The 16,258-nt window shown below is 70.8% G+C and carries 11 protein-coding genes and 1 pseudogene; 1 reads left to right on the top strand and 11 read right to left on the bottom strand.

Annotation, left to right across the window (positions count from 1 at the left end):
• Positions 1-11 precede the first annotated feature (11 nt).
• The 9 genes from AC529_RS15505 to AC529_RS15465 form a co-directional block, all read right to left on the bottom strand.
• Positions 12-1,433 (bottom strand): hypothetical protein, encoded by a 1,422-nt coding sequence (locus AC529_RS15505; RefSeq protein WP_068757946.1) that lies wholly within the window; start codon positions 1,431-1,433, stop codon positions 12-14.
• Complete coding sequence (locus AC529_RS15500) at positions 1,433-2,503, bottom strand: protein kinase family protein (protein ID WP_068757944.1); 1,071 nt, start codon at positions 2,501-2,503, stop codon at positions 1,433-1,435. Before AC529_RS15500 ends, AC529_RS15505 begins: the two co-directional genes overlap by 1 nt.
• A gap of 562 nt (positions 2,504-3,065) precedes the next feature.
• Positions 3,066-4,391, bottom strand: a complete 1,326-nt coding sequence (locus AC529_RS15495; protein WP_068757942.1) for a replication-associated recombination protein A — start codon at positions 4,389-4,391, stop codon at positions 3,066-3,068.
• 9 nt (positions 4,392-4,400) lie between these two features.
• A complete protein-coding gene (locus tag AC529_RS15490) occupies positions 4,401-5,036 on the bottom strand; it encodes a phosphatase PAP2 family protein (protein ID WP_083948314.1) in 636 nt (211 codons plus the stop codon).
• A 4-nt stretch (positions 5,037-5,040) separates the two neighbouring features.
• The gene (locus tag AC529_RS15485) at positions 5,041-6,987 is read right to left on the bottom strand and encodes a SpoIIE family protein phosphatase (protein WP_083948312.1); all 1,947 of its coding nucleotides are present in this window, start codon (positions 6,985-6,987) and stop codon (positions 5,041-5,043) included.
• 469 nt (positions 6,988-7,456) lie between these two features.
• Positions 7,457-8,005: a septum formation family protein gene (locus AC529_RS15480; protein ID WP_068757938.1), complete on the bottom strand. Its 549-nt coding sequence runs from the start codon at positions 8,003-8,005 to the stop codon at positions 7,457-7,459.
• Between the two features lie 350 nt (positions 8,006-8,355).
• On the bottom strand, positions 8,356-8,805 hold the full coding sequence (locus tag AC529_RS15475) for an SSI family serine proteinase inhibitor (RefSeq protein WP_068757936.1): 450 nt from the start codon (positions 8,803-8,805) through the stop codon (positions 8,356-8,358).
• Between the two features lie 273 nt (positions 8,806-9,078).
• On the bottom strand, positions 9,079-10,815 hold the full coding sequence (gene aspS / locus AC529_RS15470; protein ID WP_068757934.1) for an aspartate--tRNA ligase: 1,737 nt from the start codon (positions 10,813-10,815) through the stop codon (positions 9,079-9,081).
• Positions 10,816-11,001: 186 nt separating this feature from the next.
• A complete protein-coding gene (locus AC529_RS15465; protein WP_068757932.1) occupies positions 11,002-11,676 on the bottom strand; it encodes an MBL fold metallo-hydrolase in 675 nt (224 codons plus the stop codon).
• A 482-nt stretch (positions 11,677-12,158) separates the two neighbouring features.
• On the opposite strand from AC529_RS15465, the pseudogene AC529_RS15460 reads away from it, so the two are divergent.
• A pseudogene (locus tag AC529_RS15460) lies at positions 12,159-13,389 on the top strand (DUF349 domain-containing protein).
• A 57-nt stretch (positions 13,390-13,446) separates the two neighbouring features.
• On the opposite strand, the gene AC529_RS15455 reads toward AC529_RS15460, so the two are convergent.
• The gene (locus AC529_RS15455) at positions 13,447-13,830 is read right to left on the bottom strand and encodes a cupin domain-containing protein (protein WP_068757930.1); all 384 of its coding nucleotides are present in this window, start codon (positions 13,828-13,830) and stop codon (positions 13,447-13,449) included.
• 48 nt (positions 13,831-13,878) lie between these two features.
• Positions 13,879-16,047, bottom strand: coding sequence for a RelA/SpoT family protein (locus AC529_RS15450; protein ID WP_068757928.1), 2,169 nt, complete (start codon positions 16,045-16,047; stop codon positions 13,879-13,881).
• Positions 16,048-16,258: the final 211 nt, after the last annotated feature.

Below are 16,258 nucleotides of genomic sequence, written 5' to 3'. Positions count from 1 at the left end.
CCCGTCCCCTTTCACCTCGGGTCGCGCACGCCTGGCACGTAGGCGTGGTTGATCGTCTTCGGGTCGATGATTCCCGTCATGGCGAACAGGGCCAGCAGGGGGCGCAGGACGCGCATGTGGCGGAACTTCCGCTTGTTGTAGTGCCCGTCCCGCTCCTCGCAGCCGGTGGCCGAGGTGAAGTGGAGGGTGGCGTCCTCGAACGCGCTGACCGGCTTCAGCCATTCCCTGGCCCCGTTGGTCGCGCAGTAGACGTAGACGTCCTCGCTCTCCTCGTCGACCGTCTCCAGTTCGAAGTCGTCGTCGCGCTCCAGCCACCTGCTGGTCCAGTACTCGTTCTGGGCGAGCAGGAGGTCGGCCTTGGCGAGGACCACCACCGCGGGCTTGGGAAGGAAGGTCTCCCGTCTCTGCTTCGTGGCGTGCGCCATGTGACGCTCGTTCTGGAGGATCTGGTTGATGACTTCGTCGAACCCCGACCGGTGGAGCAGGCCGCGGCGCTTGCCGTCCCAGCCGTACAGCGCCTGGCTGTCCGCGACGAAGATGTAGGCGTCCAGGCCGTAGATGAACTGGAGGCGGCGGCGCGCCTTGGCGTCGAGGAAGAGCTCTCCGGCCACGTCGAAGAAGCTCACCACGCAGTCGGTCGGCTCGCCGTTCCAGGTGCTGGTGACCGTGTAGGCCATGCGGAACTCGACCGGGTCGGTCCGGTTGGTGCGGCGCAGGGCGGTGCGCCGGTCGGGGGCGAGGAAGCCGGCGATGTCCTCGCGCTGCATGTAGTGTTCCCACATCTCGGCGAAGGGTTCCACGTGCACGCCGAGCCGGGCGAGCCGCCTCTCCTCCTCCCGCAGCCGGTACAGCATCGCCGCGAGCAGGTGCGACTTGCCGGAGCGGGTGGTTCCGATGAGTCCGATGTTGAGGGTGCGCCGTATCTGGCAGTACTCGTAGGGGAGGTAGTGCGGGTCGGGCAGTTCGTTCTCGTCGGTCTGGGTCGGCAGGACAGGGCGGGGCTGGGTGCCGGTGGAGCTCTCCCAGCCGTCCCCGTCGTCCTCCCCGTCGACGTCGTCGTCCAGTGAGAGGGGGGACCCGGTGGGTTCGTCGTCCGGGTCGTCGAAGTCGATGCCGCCGGTGAAGGCGGTCGTGGGCTCGCCGTCCCCGGAGCCGCCCACGACGACGGTGGTGGGCTCGTCCAGGAGGCCGGCACCGTAGCCTGTCGCCGACGTGGGGTCGAGGCGCACCCTGCGGGTGCACTCCAGGTAGGTGTTGCCGCGGTTGTAGGGGGCGACACCGATGAGTCCGTGCTGCCGGACGACGTCGGTGACGTCGCCTTTCACCTCCTGGGTGGCGATGTCGCGGATGACGCTTCTGGCGCGCGAGGTGTCGATCCGTGCGAGGCAGTACGGACAGTCCACCGTCGGCGGCAGGTCCACCGGTCGGCTCATCACAGCATCCTTCCCAGCAGTACCCCGAGGATGATCACCAGCAGCACGGCTGCCGTCCCGACGGCCAGGGGCCGGGTCGCCGGTCCGCCGGCGCGGTCGAGCAGTTGGCGCGCGGCGGGTCCGACCCCCTCGTCCAGCAGCACCCGCCACGGCGACCGGGGCTTCAGGAGGCCCGGGTCGGGCGTGGGCCAGCGCGGCTCGGGGAGAGGCTCGGGAGGGTGGCGTCTGCGGCGGGCGTCCTGCTGCTCGACCCTGAGCTCCCGGAACTCCCGCCGTGCCGCGGCCTCCTCCGGGGTGTCCTCTCGTCGGGGCGCGGAGGCCGCGTCGCTCTGTGCGTTCTCCTCCACCGGGACCAGTTGGCGGGCCCGGTCCCGGGCCTCGGCGGCGCTGATCCGCCGGTCGGGCGGGTCCAGGGCGGCGGCGACGAGGTCGCCCAGGCCGGACACTCGGCTGTTCAGCTCCCGGTGGGCGCTGTGGGTCAGCTCGCCGCTCAGCGGCCGTCCGGTGGCGACGTGGTAGAGCAGGCGGGCCGCGTCGGCCACGTCGATGCTGCTTCGCCGTCCGTCGGGGTCGCTGATGACGCGGTGGTAGCGGGCGAGCACCGCCTCGCGCCGGTTCCACAGCAGGCTGGAGGTGTTCACGGCGCCGTGGGCGTAGCCGACGCTGTGCAGGACGGCGAGCGCCTCGTACACGTCGACGGCGATCTTGCGGACGACCTTGGGGGTGACCGGCAGGAGGCGGGGGTTGTCCTGGATCGCCGGTTCCAGGTAGAGGAGCTGGCCCCTCCCCCTGGGCACGCGCAGCACGAGCGTGCTCCGGGAGCTGTTGGCGCCGGTTCCCGCCTCGACGTACTCGGCCAGGGTGCGCGGGAACCTTCCTCCGGTCCCGTCCATGACCGCGCCGGTGGCCTCTGCTGCCAGGGCCGCCTCGGCGGCCAGCTCTTCGGTGAGCTGCGGGTCGACCGTTTCGATGAGAACCTCGGCCCGTCCACTGCCGCCGCTGCTGTCGGCGCGGAAGGAGTAGCGGTAGCGGCCGTCCTCCTGCACCGTTCCGGTGGCGTACTCGGTCATCCAGTGCTTCCCGCCCTGTTCGGCGTCCGTGCGGAGACGCCGCTGTCAGCCGTCCGAAAAGTCATTACGAATAACCCTAATAGTTCACCCTGGCAATGGATCACCCCCATTTTTGGGGATAAGCACAAAAAACACCTTGAGAGAGCCCTGCCCCCCGAAGAAGCCCTCGAGAGGAGTCACACGGTCACCGAGAGTGCCAACCACTCGGAGGAGGGGGCGGCGGCCCGGTGCCCACCGGCACAGAATCTCTCAAAAACGACATCCATTACTTTTGATGGCGATACAGCAACACACATCTCTTCTGTCGCCAATCTTCCGAAGAGCTCCGCAACCCGGAAACCCCGGAAACGCACCGCAGCCGAGGAAAGCGTCTCCCCACCGGCCGGCCTCCGGAGAAGATTTCCCGTGCGGCACCGGGGGACTCGGGAGCACCGCGCCGTCGCGTCCGCAACACCGGAAACCGCGGAGCGCCCCGCCGCACAGCGCGCCTCCGGAGCAGTCCCCGCGTTCCCGGCGCCGCACGCGTGCGGTACGCCGCGGAGCCGCACGCTCCCGCCCGCGGTCAGTCGGAGCCGCCGCGCAGCACTCCCCTGATCCGCCGCAGCACCTCGCCGAAGCGGCGCTCGGCGCCGTGGGTGGTGGGCCGGTAGTACTCGGCGTTCTCCAGCCCTTCGGGCAGGTGCCGCTGGGCCACCACCCCGCCCGGATGGTCGTGCGGGTAGCGGTAGCCCACACCGTGGCCGAGGTCGGCGGCGCCCCGGTAGTGGCTGTCGCGCAGGTGGGCGGGGACCGCGCCGAGCCGCCCGGCGCGCACGTCGCCGACGGCCCGGTCGATGGCGGTGACCACCGCGTTGGACTTGGGTGCGAGCGCGATGTGGATGACCGCCTGGGCGAGGTTGATGCGCGCCTCGGGCAGGCCGACCAGTTCGACGGCCTGGGCGGCGGCGACCGCGACCTGCAGTGCGGTGGGGTCGGCCATGCCCACGTCCTCGCTGGCGTGCACCACGATGCGGCGGGCGATGAACCGCGGGTCCTCCCCCGCCTCGATCATGCGGGCCAGGTAATGCAGGGCCGCGTCGACGTCGCTGCCGCGCATGCTCTTGATGAACGCGCTGACCACGTCGTAGTGCTGGTCGCCGGAGCGGTCGTAGCGCACCGCGGTGCGGTCGGCCGCGCGCTCGACGTCGGTCACGGTGATCTCGGTGCGCTCCCCCGCGACCAGTGCGGCGGCCTCCAGGTAGGTCAGCGAGCGCCGGGCGTCTCCCCCGGCGAGCCGTACCAGGTGGTCGGCGGCGTCGGCGGCCAGGGTGTAGCGGCCGGCGAGGCCGCGTTCGTCGACCAGGGCCCGTTCCAGGACAGTGCGGATGTCGTCGTCGGTGTGCGACTCCAGGGTGAGCAGCAGCGAGCGGGACAGCAGCGGGCTGATGACCGAGAAGAACGGGTTCTCGGTGGTGGCGCCGATGAAGCTGACCCAGCGGTTCTCCACCGAGGGCAGCAGGGCGTCCTGCTGGGTCTTGCTGAAGCGGTGGACCTCGTCGACGAAGAGCAGGGTGCGCACGCCGCGCATGCCGAGTTCGCGGCGGGCCTCGTCGACCACCGCGCGGATGTCCTTGACGCCGGAGGTGACCGCCGACAGCTCCACGAAGCGCCTGCGGGTGGCCCTGCTGACCACGGTGGCCAGCGTGGTCTTGCCGGTTCCGGGCGGCCCCCACAGCAGCAGCGACATGGGCGCGTCGTCCTCGACGAGCCTGCGCAGCGGGCTCCCCTCCCCCAGCAGGTGCCGCTGGCCGACCACCTCGTCGAGGGTGCGGGGGCGCATCCGCACCGCCAGCGGCTCCTCGGAGCGGTGGGCTTCGGCTCCGGCGTCGTCGAACAGCGTTTCGGACACGTCTTCAGCCTAGTCCCGCCTCTCCCCTCCGGTGACGGGGCGCGGGAGCAGCGGGTGGAGCAGCCACCAGACCAGCAGTCCGAGTCCGGCGCCCAGCAGCGCTCCCCCGACCGTGTCGAAGAACCAGTGCACTCCCAGGTACATCCGGCTCCAGGCCATCACCGCGGTGAACGCGGCCCCGGCCAGCAGCACGGGGATCCGCGCCCGCGGCGGGCTGACGGCCGCCGCGGCGACGGCCAGCGCCGCGGCGAACGCGGTGTGCCCGGACGGGTAGGCCGCCGAGTCCTCGACGACCAGGCCCTGCGCGGGGCGGCCGCGGCCGACCACGTCCTTGGCCAGGGGGACCGCGGCCAGGAAGGTGGCGGCCCAGGCGAGCGCGACCAGCAGGGCCGAGATCCAGCGGCGCAGCAGCACCAGCGGCAGCAGCAGCCCGACCACCAGGACGCTCCCCCACGGCCACGCCCCGACGTGGTGGAGCAGCAGCGCCGCTCCGGTCGCGAAGGGGGACCGCGTGTCGGCGACCGCTCCGGTGAGGACGGCGTCCCACCCGTGGACGGGGGACCGGCCCGTCCCCGCGGCCAGGAGGAGCGCCAGGGCCGTGAAGGCGAGCAGCAGCCCGGCCGCGGCCGCCCCGATCCGCGCCATCGGGTCAGCGGACCCGGGCGACGAGGATCGCGATGTCGTCGCCGCGTCCCGCCGGTGCGAGGTCGGCCAGGGCGGTGGCCGCGCTGTGCACGTCGGCGGCCTTGGCGCTGAGTTCGTTGCCGACCGCGGCCAGACCGTCGTCCATGTTCACCTCGGCGCTCTCCACGAGCCCGTCCGAGCACATCAGCAGGGTGCTGCCGGACGGCAGGGAGCGGGAGCTGACCGGGTACTTCGCCTCCGCGTCCACGCCGACCGGCGGCCCGGTCTCGGGCTCCCACACCTCGAAGCCGGAGGTGGTGGCCAGGACGACGGGCGGCTGTCCCGCCCACGCCGCCTGCAACTGCCCCAGGTCGACGTCGATCACCAGGTAGCCGCAGGTGGCGAAGACGATCTCCCCGGTCTCGGTGAGCAGCCGGTTGGTCTCGGTGAGGACCGTGCCGGGGTCGCTCTGGTTGCTGGCGTAGGCGCGGAACGCCATGCGGATCTGGCCCATCGCGGCGGCGGCCTCCACGCCGTGGCCCTGGACGTCGCCCACGACCAGGCCGATGCGCCGTCCGGGCAGTCTGATGGCGTCGTAGAAGTCGCCGCACACCCGCCAGCCGGCCCGCGCGGGCAGGTAGCGCACGGCCACGTCGAGCTCGGAGAAGTCCGGGGGCTGCGGGGGCAGCATGCGCCGTTGGACCGCGTCGGCGAGCTCCAGTTCGGCGCGCTGGCGGTTGACGCGTTGCAGGGCCTGCCCGGCCAGTCCGGCGAGGGTCAGCATGAGCGCCCGCTCGTCCGGGGTGGCGTGGTGGGGCTGGGTCCAGGCCACCACCCACACGCCCAGGGCCACCTTGGCGTCCCCGAAGACCGGGACGAAGGCCCAGGAGTGGCTTCCGATGCGGCGCAGCGCCCCCTCCACCGCGGGGAACCGTTCCAGCAGCTCGGAACGGCTCTCGAAGAAGCGCAGCTGGCGGTCCTGGAGGACTGCCCCGGTGGGGTGGGAGACGTCCCGGTGTTCGCCGGGGTGCAGCCACCTGCCCGCATCCCTGGTGTCCGCGGGGTAGATCTGCAGTTCGTCCTGGTCCAGCAGCAGGACGTGGCCGCCGTCGCCGCCGAAGATCGGCATGAACTCCTTGCTGAGCAGGTCGGTGACCTCCTGCACCGTGGTGGCGGAGACCAGTTTGGCGGCCAGTTCGTTGACCTGCCGCCCCTGGGCGGCCTCGATCCGGCGGCGGTCGGCCAGGCGGCGGACGAGCTGGACGTGCTCGGTCATGTCGTCGACGACGCCGACGAGCCGGGGGCGCTCACCGCCGACGTGGGTGGCGCGGGCGTACAGCCACCGCTCGTCGCCCACCTGGTCGAACATGCGGAACCGCTGCTCGTAGTCGCGCCCCTGGTAGGAGGTCTCCAGTGCGTCGCGCAGCCGGGCGACGTCGTCGCGGTGCACCCGGGCCAGGCAGTCCTCCAGGGTGCAGGACTCGCCGGCGAGCATCCGGCCCAGCGGGGACGGGCCGAACAACTCGCTCAGTTCGCCGGTGGTGAGGTCGAGCGACCACAGGGCGGTGTCCGCCTCACGGAGCCGCAGTTCGGTGACGATGCGCAGGGTCTCCTCGTCGCGGCTGGCGACCGACATCTGGACGACGACACCGGGGCCGTCCTCCCCGGGTGCGGCGGGGAGGGGGTGGGCCTGGACGACGGTGCGCTGCGACCGTCCCTGCGCCGTGCGGAGGGTGAGGTCGGGCCAGGGGCCGGAGACGGTTCCCCGCAGCGCCCTGTTGTGCTGCTCCCAGGCCCGGCCGTGGTCGTCCGGAATGAACAGTTCGGGCCAGGGGCGGCCCGTGATCTCGCTGGACGGGTGTCCCAGGAGGGCAGTGAGGGCCTGGTTGGCCACGAGGACGGATCCGGCGTGATCGGCCACGAGCATTGCTGTCGGCGCATGGTGGAAGGCCGTGCCCGCTGGATTGTCCATTCCCGCCCCGAGAGCGTCAGTCTTTCCTCCAGAACCGGCGAAGTCGCCCGTTGTTCCGGTCGATCCGTTCACGTAATCGATCATCCCCGTGTCGTCGCGAATGTCCTGTCCGCACAGCGAACCCCTCCCGGACATCCGTTTCAGCCCATTTTAACGAAATATCCCCCTTCGTTCGGGTCACCAGCCGAGGGGAACTCTCGCTTGATTCGGTCGCTTGGAGATCATCCGTATCAGGGTCTGAGAACCGCCGGTCCCCCGAAATTCGCCGCGATCCTTCCGCCCTGACAGAACTTTTCTTGCCGATCCTTGACCATTCCCTTGCCTGACGCCATCGGGATTCTCGGCACAGCGTTCACAATTCTAGCGGTTCAACCCGACCGTCCCCCCGTTGTGACATCGGCCGTCTTCCCGTACACACAAGACGGCCCCGCAGTGGCGGTGCCACGACGGGGCCGTGCGGGGTCACAGGTCAGCGAGCGGCGCCCTCGAGGGTTCCGGTGACGTCGCCCGCGGGGTCGTAGACGACGCACAGGATCTCGCGGTCCCCGCTGGCCCAGGACTCGGCGGTGGGGTAGTAGTAGGTGAAGTCGAGCTCGGACTGCTCGTAGGAGACTCCCACGAAGAGGTCGAACTCGGTGATGCAGAAGTCGTCCGCGAAGTTCTGGATCTCCACCTCACCGGGGAAATCGCCGTCGGGCATGTCCCCGGCCGCGTACGCCTCGCCGTCGTGGGGCTCGCTGCAGGGAACGGTCTGGACGGTCGAGACCTCCCCTTCGGCCTGGGTCTCCTCGGAGGGGAAGCAGTCCCCGACGCCGATGTTGAAGACGTCCTCCTCGGTGGTCCCGCTCGGGTTCTCCAGCTCGTCGAGGTTCTGCTCCAGCTCGTCGAGGGTCTGGTCCAGAGCGTTTCCGCCGCGGTTCAGGAGCAGTCCGCAGCCGGACACGGCGAGGGTTGCAGCAGCGATCGCGGTGGCGGCGGCGACACGGCCGATCCCCCACCGGGACGAACCCAGGGTCATCAATTCTCCAACTGTTGCGTGCATACGGGGGTTCTTCTGATGCCGACCGGAGGGAAACAGAAGAGCCCGGAATCCTCCGTCGTCCCACCGCCCAGGCCACGTACGGGGGCATGGCTGGCCTGAACTGGCGTCCAAGCGGGTGGCATCTGGTGGAGCGACCCTAGCACTCGGCTACGACATGTTCGATCTTTTTACGCCGCAACCGGTCAATCCACCCACCAGTCGACACATCACCCCATCAGACTCCGCGAGCATCCTCGTGGTTCCTGTGACCTGAGACACATCAAGCACACGCGACACACGACGAGGGCCCGGCCGCACCGGCCGGGCTCTCACCTTCCTCCAACCGGTCAGAAGAAGAAGACCCCGTTGGTCCCCACTCCCGCCTCGCAGGAGTTGCCGAACCTCTCCGCGTAGACGACCCTGCGGTTCCCCCAGCTTCCGGTCGCGGTGACCCGCACCGGGTCCCAGACCGCCGGGCAGAACACGTTGGGAATGGAGGGCAGCCGCTCGAAGTAGCCGTCGACCTCGCGCAGCGCCTCGCACGCCTTCTCCGGAGCGGGGTGGCTGCCCCCGTCGGGGCCGCAGGTCAGCGTCACCCTCCTGGCCTGGGGCCGTTGGACCTCGTGGCTGACCACGGGGGAGTCGATTTCCGGGGTGATCGTGAGCACGAGGCTGGCCGTGGGCGGACGCTGCGGAGAGTCCACCGCGTCGGCGGCCGCGCTGGCGCCGAAGCCGAGGACGGCGCAGCCGGTGGCCGCCAGGAGGGCCAGGGAGCGTCGGAGTGTCGTGGTGGGCATGGGCACGCCTTTCGCTGGTCCAGTCCTTCCGGGACACGCGACGCGGGTGCTCCCCACGGGCCGACACCACACAGTCGATCACTGTCGGCGACCGTTCCGCGACGCAACATCACTGTAATGAGAGAAAAATAACAAGAAAAGCGCTGTATGACCGGAAAGCGAATCTTCCTCGGACCGTTCTCCGACCACCAGGGGTTCTCTTCTCCCCCGCCCTGACCCGAACGGGGCGGGCAGCCCCGCGGCCGCCCGCCCCGCAGACTCCGCCCGGACGGGTCAGGCCGACTCCTCCGGAACGGCGTCGACACCCGCCTCCCGGCGCTGCTCCGCCGTGATCGGGGTGGGCGCCCCCGTCAACGGGTCGGCCCCCGACGCGGTCTTGGGGAAGGCGATGACGTCGCGGATCGAGCTCCCCCCGGACAGCAGGGCGACGATGCGGTCCCAGCCGAACGCGATGCCGCCGTGCGGCGGGGGACCGAACTTGAACGCCTCCAGCAGGAAGCCGAACTTCGCCTCGGCCTCGTCCTTGCTGATGCCCAGCGTCTCGAAGACCCGCTGCTGCATCTCGCTCCGGTGGATACGGATCGACCCGCCGCCGATCTCCTGGCCGTTGCAGACCATGTCGTAGGCGTAGGCCAGCGCGTTGGCCGGGTCCTCGTGGAACGTGGCGGCGAACTCCGGCTTGGGAGCCGTGAACGGGTGGTGGACCGAGGTCCAGCCGCCCTCGCCGTCCTCCTCGAACATGGGGGCGTCCACCACCCACAGGAACGACCACTGGGACCGGTCGATCAGGTCGAGCCGGTTGCCGATCTCCAGCCGTGCCGCCCCCAGCAGCTCCTGGGCCTGGCGGCGGGTGCCCGCGGCGAAGAAGACGGCGTCGCCCGGCGCGGCTCCGGTAGCCTCCAGCAGCCCGGCCTTCTCGGCCTCGGACAGGTTCTTGGCGACCGGGCCGCCAAGCGTCCCGTCCTGCTGGACCAGCACGTAAGCCAGCCCTTTGGCCCCACGCGACCGGGCCCACTCCTGCCAGCCGTCGAGCTGCTTGCGGGTCTGCGAGGCACCGCCCGGCATCACCACGGCGCCCACGTAGGGGGCCTGGAAGACCCGGAAGGAGGTGTCGGCGAACAGCTCGGTCAGCTCGGTCAGCTCCACCCCGAAGCGCAGGTCGGGCTTGTCCGAGCCGAAGCGGTCCATCGCCTCGCGGAACGGCATCCGCGGCAGCGGCAGCGGGATTTCATAGCCGAGGATCTCGCCCCACAGCCGGGCCACCAGCGCCTCGCCGACGCCGATAACGTCCTCCTGGTCGACGAAGCTCATCTCGATGTCGATCTGGGTGAACTCCGGCTGCCGGTCGGCGCGGAAGTCCTCGTCGCGGAAGCAGCGGGCGATCTGGTAGTACCGCTCCATGCCGCCCACCATGAGCAACTGCTTGAACAGTTGCGGGGACTGCGGCAGGGCGTACCAGTGCCCCGGCTGTAGGCGCACCGGCACCAGGAAGTCCCTGGCGCCCTCGGGGGTGGAGCGGGTCAGGTACGGGGTCTCGATGTTGACGAAGCCGTGCTCGCGCATGACGTCGTGGACGACGAAGGTCGCCCGGGACCGGACGCGCAGCGCCTCCGCCGTCTCCGGGCGGCGCATGTCCAGGTAGCGGTAGCGCAGCCGGGCCTCCTCGGAGACCTCCTGGACGCCGTCGAGCGGGAAGGGCAGCGGAGCGGACTCGCTCAGCACCTCGATGCGGTCGGCGGCGACCTCGACGGCGCCGGTGGCGATGTCCGGGTTCTCGTTGCCCTCGGGACGGATCCGGACCGTACCGGTCACCTTGACGCAGTACTCCGAGCGGAGGTCGTGGGCGAGCTCGTCCTCGCGGACCACGACCTGGACGACACCGGAGGCGTCACGCAGGTCCAGGAAGACGACGCCGCCGTGGTCGCGGCGTCGGGCCACCCAACCGGCCAGGACCACGGTCTCGTCGGCGTGTTCGGCGCGTAGTGTGCCCGCCTCGTGCGTGCGGATCAACGGAGTTCTCCTTCAGCAGTTTCGGAATGTCGCGGTGGTTGCCTGAGGCGTGCGGTCGACCGGCTCCACGGTGCGGAGCCGGTGCCGGTATCTCGTCTCCGCGGCGGCCGTGCTCCCGAAACCGCATGCGGGGCGATGCTGCTCATGGTCCTTGGTTCCCGGTTCCTCGCGCTGGACAGCGTCCGTCTACAGGTCGCGCAGGAAGGGGTTGGTGGCGCGTTCCCGGCCGATGGTGGTGCGCGGACCGTGCCCCGGGAGCACCGCGGTGTCGTCTGCGCGGCTCAGGCAGACCCGGGAGAGGCTGCGCAGGATCTCGGCGTGGTCGCCGCCGGGGAAGTCGGTGCGTCCGATGGAGCCCGCGAACAGCAGGTCCCCGGTGAGCAGGACCTCGGGGGCGTCCCCGGTCGCGGGCAGCGCGTAGACGACCGACCCTGGCGTGTGGCCCGGCGCGTGCGCCACGGTGATCTCCAGTCCCGCCAGGTCCAGGACCTGGCCGTCGGCGACCTCGACCACCCGCTCCGGTTCGCGCAGCCGCTCGCCGCCGAACAGCGCCGCCAACTGCGCGGCCAGTCCCGGGTCGACCCCCCTGGCCGGGTCGCTCAGCAGCGGCCGGTCCGCGGGGTGCGCGTACGCCGCGACGCCGTAGGTCCGGCACACCTGCGCGGCCGACCACACGTGGTCGAAGTGGCCGTGGGTGAGCAGGACGGCGACCGGGGTCAGCGCGTACTCGTCCACCAGCTTGGCCACTCCCTCCGCGGCCTGCTGGCCCGGGTCGACGATGACGCACTCGGCCTCCGCGGCCGAGGCCACCACGTAGCAGTTGGCCGCGAGCGGTCCGGCGGGGAAGTCTGCGATGAGCACGGTCGGCGCTGACCTCGTTTCCAGAGCGGGGACGCTGTCGGTTACCCCATGAGCGTACCGACGCGGCGCCGGTGGTGGCGACTTGACAAGCCCCCACGTCGGCGGCGCGGCCTGCGGCCGTCGCCCGCGGGCGCCGTCGGCGGTACGGTCCGGGCGGCGCCGTCCGGGACGGGCATACCGGGAAACCGTCACTCTGCCGCCCCGATTCATCACCATTCGGTCACCACGCTGCCTGTGGCTCTTTGCCAAACGCCGTGACGGTGTCATATTGGTCCCTGCCCGGACCGTGCTTGGTGGACGACGACGGACCTGGGCGGCAACATCACAGGTCGATCCGGCGGATACGGGTAGATTCGTTCCCATACACGTGCCAACGCGCCGTCGCTCCGGCGGGAGATGACGTCTCGGCCGCAGTGCTGGTGGCACGCTGCCACGACCATACGGACCTGACGAGCATCAGGCTCATCACACAGGAGGACACGGTGACCACGGACCCCTGGGGCCGCGTAGACGACGACGGCACGGTCTATGTGCGCACGAGCGAGGGCGAACGTGTCGTCGGGTCATGGCAGGCGGGGGCGCCAGAGGAGGCCCTCGCCTTCTTCAAGCGCAAGTACGATTCGCTGCTGACCGAAGTGGAGCTGCTGGAGAAGCGTCTGGCCACCACCGACCTGTCCGCCGCGCAGGCACTGGCGAGCGTGCAGAAGCTGCGTACGGCCGTGACCGAGGCACACGCCGTCGGCGACCTGGATTCCCTGGCCAAGCGCCTGGACGTGCTCGCCGAGCGGATCGAGCAGCGACGGATCGAGCAGAAGAAGGCCCAGGAGGAAGCCCGCAACCAGGCCCGCGAGATCAAGGAGCGCATCGTCGCCGAGGCCGAGCGGGTCGCCGAGGAGACGACGCACTGGAAGACCGGCGGCGAGCGCATGCGGCAGCTCATCGACGAGTGGAAGGCCGCGCCGCGCGCCGACCGCGCCACCGAGCAGGCGCTGTGGAAGCGCATGTCGGCCGCGCGCAACGCGTTCTCCAAGCGCCGCAAGGCGTACTTCGCCGGTCTGGACGAGCAGCGCGAGCAGGTGCGTGAGGTCAAGGAGCGCATCGTCGCCGAGGCCGAGGCCATCGCCGACTCCACCGACTGGGGGCCCACCGCCAGCCGCTACCGCGAGCTGATGCAGCAGTGGAAGGCTGCCGGACGCGCCGACCGCGCCACCGAGGACGCGCTGTGGAGCCGCTTCAAGGGCGCCCAGGACCGCTTCTTCGCGGCCCGCAACGCGGTGTTCGCCGAACGCGACGCGGAGCTGCGCGGCAACGCCGAGATCAAGGAGAAGCTGCTGGAGGAGGCGCGGCAGACGCTGCTGCCGGTGACCCCCGCGGGAGGCCCGCGCGAAGCTGCGCGACTTCCAGGAGCGCTGGGAGGAGGCGGGGCCGGCGCCGCGCGACGTCCGGGACCGGCTGGAGGGCGCCTTCCGCAAGATCGAGGAGGCCGTGCGCAAGGCCGAGGAGCAGGAGTGGCAGCGCACCAACCCCGAGGCGCGCGCCCGTGCCGAGGCGACCATCGCCCAGTTGCGTGAGTCCATCGACAACCTGGAGAAGCAACTGGCCGACGCCCGCGAGGCGGGCAACGAGCGCAAGGCCGAGCAGGCGCAGGAGGCGCTGGAGGCCCGGCGGGCGTGGCTGGCCGAGGCCGAGCGGGCGCTGGCGGAGATGAGCTAGGCGCGAGCGGGGCGGGCGGCTCCCGGCCCCGGGTTGTTGCCCGCCCCGCCGACGCGGTCACGGCGTCCGCTGCTCTTGGCGACGGCGGCGGCTGACCTCCTCCGGAGGCTCGTCGTTCATCACCACGGTCAGCAGCACCGCCGAGTCGGCCAGCGCGGTCAGCGCGTGCCGGGCCTCCGGGACGATGATCATGTCTCCGGTGCGGGCCTCCCAGGAGTCCTCCCCGGCGGTAAGCCGCACCCTGCCGCGCAGCACCTGGAGGGTGCTCTGGCCGGGGTTGGGGTGTTCGGACAGGCCTGCTCCCTCACGGAGCGCGATCACGGTCTGGCGCAGGGAGCGCTCGTGCCCGCCGTAGACGGTGGTGGCGCTGCGGCCGGCCGAGGAGTCGAGGGCGAGCCGGAGCTGGTGGTCGGCGAGCGCGTCCAGTGAGAGTTTCTGCATGCTGTCAGTCTGCGCGATGGGCGCGACGGACAGAGCGTGACACTCCGCTCAGTTCCGGACCCGGTACACGTCGTAGACGCCGTCCACGCCGCGGACCGCCCGCAGGACGTGGCCGAGGTGGGCGGGGTCGGCCATCTCGAAGGTGAAGCGGCTCAGCGCGACCCGGTCCCGGGTGGTCTGCACGGTCGCCGAGAGGATGTTGACGTGCTGGTCGGACAGCACCCGGGTGATGTCCGACAGCAGGCGGGTGCGGTCCAGCGCCTCGATTTGCAGGGCCACCAGGAACATGGAGTTGCCGGTGGGCTGCCACTCCACCGAGACCATGCGGTCGGGGTCGAGCTGGCTGACGTTGACGCAGTCGCTGCGGTGCACCGAGACCCCGGCGCCGCGGGTGACGAAGCCGATGATGGTGTCCCCGGGGACGGGGGTACAGCAGCGGGAGAGGCGGACCCACACGTCCGGGTCGCCCTGGACCACCACGCCGGGGTTGCTCGTGACCCGCTTCCGGGGCACCCGGATGGGGGTGGCGACCTCGGCGATGTCCTCCTCGCTGTCCAGCGCGCCCAGGGACTCGACGAGCTTCTCGACGACCCGCTGGGCGCTGATCTGGTTCTCGCCGACCGCCGCGTACAGCGCGTCCAGGTCGCGGTAGCGCAGGTCGTGGGCGAGTGCGATCAGCGACTCGCCGCTGATCAGCCGCTGGACCGGCAGCTCCTGCTTGCGCATGACCTTGGCGATGGCGTTCTTGCCCTGCTCGATCGCGGCCTCGCGGCGCTCCTTGGTGAACCACTGCCGGATCTTGTTGCGGGCGCGGGCGCTCTTGACGAAGTCCAGCCAGTCGCGGCTGGGCCCGGCCTCGCCGGTCTTGGCGGTGATGACCTCGACGGTGTCGCCGTTGTGCAGCTCGCTGTCGAGGGAGACCAGGCGGCCGTTGACCCGGGCGCCCACGGTGCTGTGGCCGACCTCGGTGTGCACCGCGTAGGCGAAGTCGACGGGGGTGGCGCCCTGCGGCAGGGAGATGACGTCGCCGCGGGGGGTGAAGACGAAGACCTCCTGCACCGACAGGTCGAAGCGGAGCGACTCCAGGAACTCGCCGGGGTCCTTGGTCTCCTGCTGCCAGTCGATGAGCTGGCGCAGCCAGGCCATGTCGGTGGAGGCGCTCTTGGTGCGGCTTCCGCCGGAGTTGCGGTCCTCCTTGTACTTCCAGTGCGCGGCGATGCCGTACTCGGCGCGCCGGTGCATGGCGCGGGTGCGGATCTGCAGCTCCACCGGGCTGCCCTCGGGGCCGATCACGGTGGTGTGCAGGGACTGGTACATGTTGAACTTCGGCATCGCGATGTAGTCCTTGAACCGTCCCGGCACCGGGTTCCAGCGCGCGTGGATGGTGCCCAGCGCCGCGTAGCAGTCGCGGACGCTGTCGACGATGACGCGGATGCCGACAAGGTCGTAGATCTCGTCGAACCCGACGTTGCGGGCGATCATCTTCTGGTAGATCGAGTAGTAGTGCTTGGGCCGCCCGCGCACCGTGGCCTTGATCCGGGCCTCCCGCAGGTCGGCGGAGACGGCCTCGATGACGTCCTGGAGGTAGACGTCGCGGCGCGGCGCGCGTTCGGAGACCAGCCGGGCGATCTCGTCGAAGCGCTTGGGGTAGAGGGTCGCGAAGGCGAGGTCCTCCAGCTCCCACTTGATGGTGTTCATGCCCAGCCGGTGGGCGAGGGGGGCGTAGATCTCCAGGGTCTCCCGTGCTTTCTTCTCCCGCTTGGCCTGCGGCAGGTAGCGCAGGGTGCGCATGTTGTGCAGGCGGTCGCACAGCTTGATGACGAGGACCCTGATGTCGCGGGACATCGCCACGACCATCTTGCGCACGGTCTCGGCCTGGGTGGCCTCCCCGTACTTGACCTTGTCGAGTTTGGTGACGCCGTCGACGAGTTCGGCGATCTCGTCGCCGAAGTCGGTGCGCAACTGGTCGAGGGTGTAGCTGGTGTCCTCGACGGTGTCGTGCAGCAGGCCCGCGGCGATGGTGGCCTCCTGCATGCCGAGTTCGGCGAGGATGGTGGCCACCGCGAGGGGGTGGGTGATGTAGGGGTCTCCGCTCTTGCGCTTCTGCTCCCGGTGGTGGTGGGCGGCGACCTCGTAGGCCCGTTCGATGAGCCGGATGTCTGCTTTGGGGTGGGTGGCGCGGACGGTCTTGATGAGCGGTTCGAGGACCGGGTTCATGGTCGTTCCCCGTTGGGCGCCGAGTCGGGCGAGCCTGCGTCGGACCCGTACCGTGGACGACGGCCCGGAGGGGGCGGCCGGTGCGGGGCGCGGGACCGCGCCGCCGGGGTCGTCGGCTGCGGCGGGGGGTGCGGGCTGTCTCTGTGGTGCGGTGCTGTCATGGCCTTCGCCGCTGTGCTCCCGACCCGGCGGGGGCGTCTCCTGGGGGGTC

The organism is Thermobifida cellulosilytica TB100, from assembly GCF_001517975.1.
Taxonomy (GTDB): Bacteria; Actinomycetota; Actinomycetes; order Streptosporangiales; family Streptosporangiaceae; genus Thermobifida; species Thermobifida cellulosilytica.
This window is presented reverse-complemented; position numbering and strand designations above follow the sequence as displayed.

Coding starts and splice junctions, on each gene's coding strand:
- AC529_RS15475 (WP_068757936.1), bottom strand. CDS start 8,805: ATGCCCACCACGACACTCCGACGCTCCCTGGCCCTCCTGGCGGCCACC.
- AC529_RS15505 (WP_068757946.1), bottom strand. CDS start 1,433: ATGAGCCGACCGGTGGACCTGCCGCCGACGGTGGACTGTCCGTACTGC.
- AC529_RS15500 (WP_068757944.1), bottom strand. CDS start 2,503: ATGACCGAGTACGCCACCGGAACGGTGCAGGAGGACGGCCGCTACCGC.
- AC529_RS15485 (WP_083948312.1), bottom strand. CDS start 6,987: ATGGACAATCCAGCGGGCACGGCCTTCCACCATGCGCCGACAGCAATG.
- AC529_RS15480 (WP_068757938.1), bottom strand. CDS start 8,005: ATGACCCTGGGTTCGTCCCGGTGGGGGATCGGCCGTGTCGCCGCCGCC.
- AC529_RS15455 (WP_068757930.1), bottom strand. CDS start 13,830: ATGCAGAAACTCTCACTGGACGCGCTCGCCGACCACCAGCTCCGGCTC.
- AC529_RS15490 (WP_083948314.1), bottom strand. CDS start 5,036: ATGGCGCGGATCGGGGCGGCCGCGGCCGGGCTGCTGCTCGCCTTCACG.
- AC529_RS15450 (WP_068757928.1), bottom strand. CDS start 16,047: ATGAACCCGGTCCTCGAACCGCTCATCAAGACCGTCCGCGCCACCCAC.